Source organism: Sutterella sp., assembly GCF_030539355.1.
Classification (GTDB): Bacteria; Pseudomonadota; Gammaproteobacteria; order Burkholderiales; family Burkholderiaceae_F; genus Sutterella.
Map to the genome: position 1 here is coordinate 1 of NZ_JAUNSF010000153.1, position 4610 is coordinate 4610.

Sequence of the window (4610 nt, forward strand, 5' to 3'; positions counted from 1 at the left end):
ACCACGTGCCCTCGGCGTCGATCGCCTTCGCGGCGGAGGCGCCGAGCCAGAGCCCTTGGCCGCGCGTCTTCGCATGAAGGTTGTTGCTCTCGGAGAAATAGGCGGCCGCGACGTGGAAGCCGAGCTCCTGATCGGTTGAAGTCACCGTCACGCCTCCCGCAAGGCCGGCGGCCTTGGTGCGCGAGTGCGCGCCAGCAGTGTTGTCAGCCAGACGCCCGCCGAAGGGCTGCGCCCAGATGTGGCGCCCGGAGACCGCGGCGTCCGCCGGGACGCGGGCGAGCGTGCGGTCAAGGAGCCTCTCCACCGCGAACTGCGCGCGGACGGCGGAGATGTGGGCGTCGCCCGTGATCTCGCCCATGGCGGCCGCGCCCACCGCCGCGTCGGAGAAGTCAATCGCGGCGATGAAATTCTTCGCATTGGTGTCCGTGGCAGAGCCCGCGTTCGCGTCGAGCATGACCGCGACAGCGCGCTCACCCGACGAGGCAGAGCTGCCGAGCAGATTCGAGTAGGCGCCGGATTTTCTCGAGATCGTTCCCGTGGATTCGTCGACCGCGAGGGTCTCGGAGATGCTCGAGAGCAGGTCGTTGCTCCAGGTCGCCGTGGTCCCGACGCCGCTTCCGGTCCCGTCGACGATCGCGTTCTGTCCCGCGGCCCCGGTGACCGTCGAGCCATCGGCCCAGTAGCCGATCTCCGGCATGAGGGTGACGGAGACCGGCGTCTCGTCGGATTGCGCGGCGAGCAGGATCCCGGTCTCCGCGGCGTCGGAGGAGTCGGAGGAGGCATGTCCGACCGTGCCCGTCACCGTGACCGTCCTGAGCTCGCCCGAGGTCGAGACGCCGACCGCGATCGTGCCGTCGCCCGACTGAAGGTAATTGCCGTTGATCGTCGGCGCCCCGCCCGTGAGGTTCATCGACCAGAGGACGCCGGCGTTGACGAGCGCGCCCTGCACGAAGCCCGAGCCGTCGGTGACGCGCGCCTGGACGTCGAGGACGCTCTCCGCGGCGTCGGCGAAGGTGTAAGTGGCCGCGCCCTTCACGGCTGCGTCCGCATTGATGACGCCGCCCAATACAGTGACGTTCCCCGTGAGGGTCGTGACGCCTTCGGCGAAGGTGAGGCGGATGCCGTCCTTGCCCGTGATGTTCCCCGAGTACGTGAAGTCGAAGTCCTCCGAATCGCCGAAGACGAGGTTCGTCGTGAGGTCATGAACCGTCGCGTCTTTGAGCGCGAGGAGCGTCTCCACACCCGTCTCGGACGTGAGGTCGTACTCCGTGGCGGTCGAGGTGATGAGCGCCTGCGCGTGCACACCGGTGACCGATGTCGTCGTCCCGTCCTCGGCCGTCGTCTCCGAGTCGCCGTAGAGCGTGGACTCGGCGTCGAGGCAGTAGTAGTAGGTGCCCGTCGTGCTGTCGTACTGGGCCGTCACCTTGGAGCGCGCGTTCCACTCGCTCACGATGTCGCCCGTGACCGTGGCTCCGCTCTGAATCGTGATCTGCGAGACGAGGGCGTTGGGCGAGATGTAGATCGCCTCGCCTGAGGCCGCGCTCACCGTGCCCGCGATCGAGACGGACTTCATCAGCGCCCCGCTTGTCGCGTCGAGCGAGCTCAGCGTCACGATGTTGCTGCTCTCGCCGCTCGTCGTCGTGTACGTCAGATTCTTCCAGTACCCGAGCAGATTCCCGTCCTTGTCCTGGTCGCGTGCCGAACGGATCCAGGAGCCGCGGTACTCGATGTAGTCCCCCATCTCGTTGCCGCCGAAGTCAAACGACAGCGCCCGGCCGTCCGTGCCGTCGGCCGTCACGGTCGAGCCGGACTCAAGCGTGAGACTGTGGCCGCGGCCGTAGGAGAAAAGGACGCCGAGGCCGTTCTCCCCGTTGGCCGAAACCGTCGTTCCGGAGGCCACGGTGACGGTGTTGCCGATGCCGTCGACGCGCACGCCGATCGATTCGGCGCCGTTCGCAAGCTGGTCGGCGGCGACGGTCACGTCATTCACGGACCCGTAGACATGGACGCCGATCGCGAGCGACTGCGTGGAGGCCGTCCCCTCGAGCCAGGCGCCGTTCTCGCGCGCCCAGAAGGCCTGCGAGATCGTGATGGCGTTCTCCCCGGTGTTGCCCGAGGAATAGATCGAGGTGCCGAAATAGAGCTTCCTGTCGAGCGTATAGCCGAGGTCCTCCATCAGGGCGAGCTCGGCCTCCATCAAGGATCCCCAGTTTCTCCAGTTCTGGTGACTCATCAGAGAGTTCTGCAGCTCGATGTGGGACAGCTCCGCGTCGACGCTCTTGTCCTCAGTAAAGGTCTCGGTCGACGAGGAGCCCTCATCCTCCTCGTCGCTCTTGCCGAGGGACTCGATGCCCACGATGGGAAGGCCGCCCGTGACGGAGTTCGTCGCAGTCGCCTCTGCGAGCGTCCCGTTCGTGACGAAGGTCGTGTCCGCGTTGTAGATCGCGACGTCGTCGCTGTCGGTCCAGGTGATGCCGCCCTCGTAGATCTTCGTGCCGGAGGCGTCCGTGCCGCGCAGCACCTGCGTGACGACGTCGCCCTTGAATTTGACGCCGCCGCTCATGGCGACCTTGACGATCTGGAAGAGGTTCGGGTCGTTGTTCGACGTGTCAAGGGCCTCCTCGGCCGTCACTGTCGAGAGAGGCATGTCGCCCTTCGCCTGGGTGCCGTAGACGTCGTAGAGATGCGTGATGAAGAGGTTCGTGTCGGAGAGGTAGGAGATCTTGGTGCCGTCCGACACCTTGTGGATCACCGTGGCGTCGAGCCCGTAGGCGTGCATCAGTTCATGGATGATCGTTCCCGGAAGATCGCCTTCGAGATGGTTTCTCGGGAGGATCGAGATCGTCGACCAGTTCCACGAGTCGCTCAGCATCGGGAGCCCGTAGCTGATGGAGGCGTCCTGTCCGATGCTTTGTTCCAGGCCGAGCACGACGCCCTGGAGCATCGTCCTGCCGCTGATGAAGAAGCCCGACGAGGCTCCGGCGTTGTCGTTTTTCTCGTCGTAGGAAGTGAGCTTGATGATGGGCTTGCCGACCGAGTCGCCGAGGATGCCGGACCAGTAGCGGAAGGCCAGGGTGATTTTCTCGAGGTCGGAGGCGGTGATCTCGCGGCGGACGCATTTCTGCTCCGCCTCGCTCTGGCTGAGCTCGTCGTCTTTCTCGGCGACGTTGAGCCGGGCATAGAGGGAGCCGTCCGCGTTCGTCACCTCGTAGACGTACCAGGCGTCTGCGGGCGCGGCGAAGAGAAGGCCGACTGCAGCGGCGACGGGGGTGATGGCAGTGAGTTTCTTGAGCTTCATTTGAGAAAACCGTGAGGGAAGGGTTTCCCGCGGGGCAGGGCAGGGGTGCCGGCGGCGGGCCGCCGTCGCCCCGGGGGCGTTCAGAGCGGCGGGTCTGAGGCGGATATTAAGGATTTCCGCTGCGCTTATCCCGCGTGAACAACATGCGCCGGTTCGCCCCTGCTCTAGGGGCGTCGCCGGGGCGCTGAGGACAAGCCCGGGAGATAGGCCGGGCTTGTTTCCAGTCCGCTGGTAAACATGGAACGCCGGAGACGCCGGACGGGATTCCCCGGGGTAAGGGCCACACGGGCCCGGGGCTGCGCCGGTCTGTTGCCGTCCTGCACAGGAGCGGCGCTCCTGACGAAAAAGGCGCCGCCCGCCCGTCTCCCTCATGGAGGAGAACCGGACGGCCGACGCCCTGTTTTCCGGACGCTGCCGCTCCCGGGCCAGCGGTTCAACCTTCCCGGGAGGATTGAGGCGGATCAGAACCTCCAGCGAAGCTCGGCGCCGCCCGTGACGGCCGCGCCGTCGCCGTGCGTGAGTTCGCCCTCGAGCCTGACGGCCGCGGTGAAGCCCTTTTCATTGGCAAGCTCCAGGCCGCCGCCGATGAGCCAGCGGTTGCGGTCGTTCCAGTCGACGCGCTGCGTGTAGGAGCCCGACATGCCGGCGAGCCCCGCCTTGAAGCCGCCCGCGTCCTGCGAGAGCTCGCGCTCGTAGCCGGCGTTCGCGGTCCACTTCCACGAGTACCCCGTGACCGCAGAGGCGATCGGGGCGGTCTCGGCCGCCACGCCCACCGACGCCCGCACCGAGCGGTACCAGGCGTCCTCAATCGCGAGGCCGCCCAGGTTCCCCTCGGTCTTGGAGGGCGTCCTCAGAACCGTGCCCGTGAGGCCCACGGCCGGGCGGAGCTTGACCAGATCCTCGGCAACCGAGAAGCGCGGCCCCACCTTCGCACCGACCGTGGCGCTCCAGCGGGTGCCCGAGACCTCCTGGGTCGACCCGATCACGGCCTGGCTGCGCTCGGTCTCGACGTTCGCAAAGCCGATGCGACCCGTCAGATCGAACCACCACGTGCCCTCGGCGTCGATCGCCTTCGCGGCGGAGGCGCCGAGCCAGAGCCCCTGGCCGCGGGTCTTCGCGTGAAGGTTGTTGGATTCCGAGAAGTAGGCGGCCGCAACATGCAAGCCGAGCTCCTGACCGGGCTCGGTCACGGTCACGCCGCCCGCAAGGCCGGCGGCCTTCGTTCTGGAATGGGCTCCCGCGGTGTTGTCAGCCAGACGCCCGCCGAACGGCTGCGCCCAGATGTGGCGGCCCGAAACTGCGGCGTCCGCAG

The 4610-nt window shown here is 67.1% G+C and carries 2 protein-coding genes; both read right to left on the reverse strand.

The window, feature by feature from the left end:
- On the reverse strand, nt 1–3298 hold a 3298-nt coding region (locus tag Q4F91_RS12875), incomplete at its 3' end, for a hypothetical protein (RefSeq protein ID WP_303338132.1).
- Between the two features lie 461 nt (nt 3299–3759).
- Nucleotides 3760–4610: autotransporter outer membrane beta-barrel domain-containing protein (locus Q4F91_RS12880; protein ID WP_303338133.1), on the reverse strand; the 851-nt coding region annotated here is incomplete at its 5' end.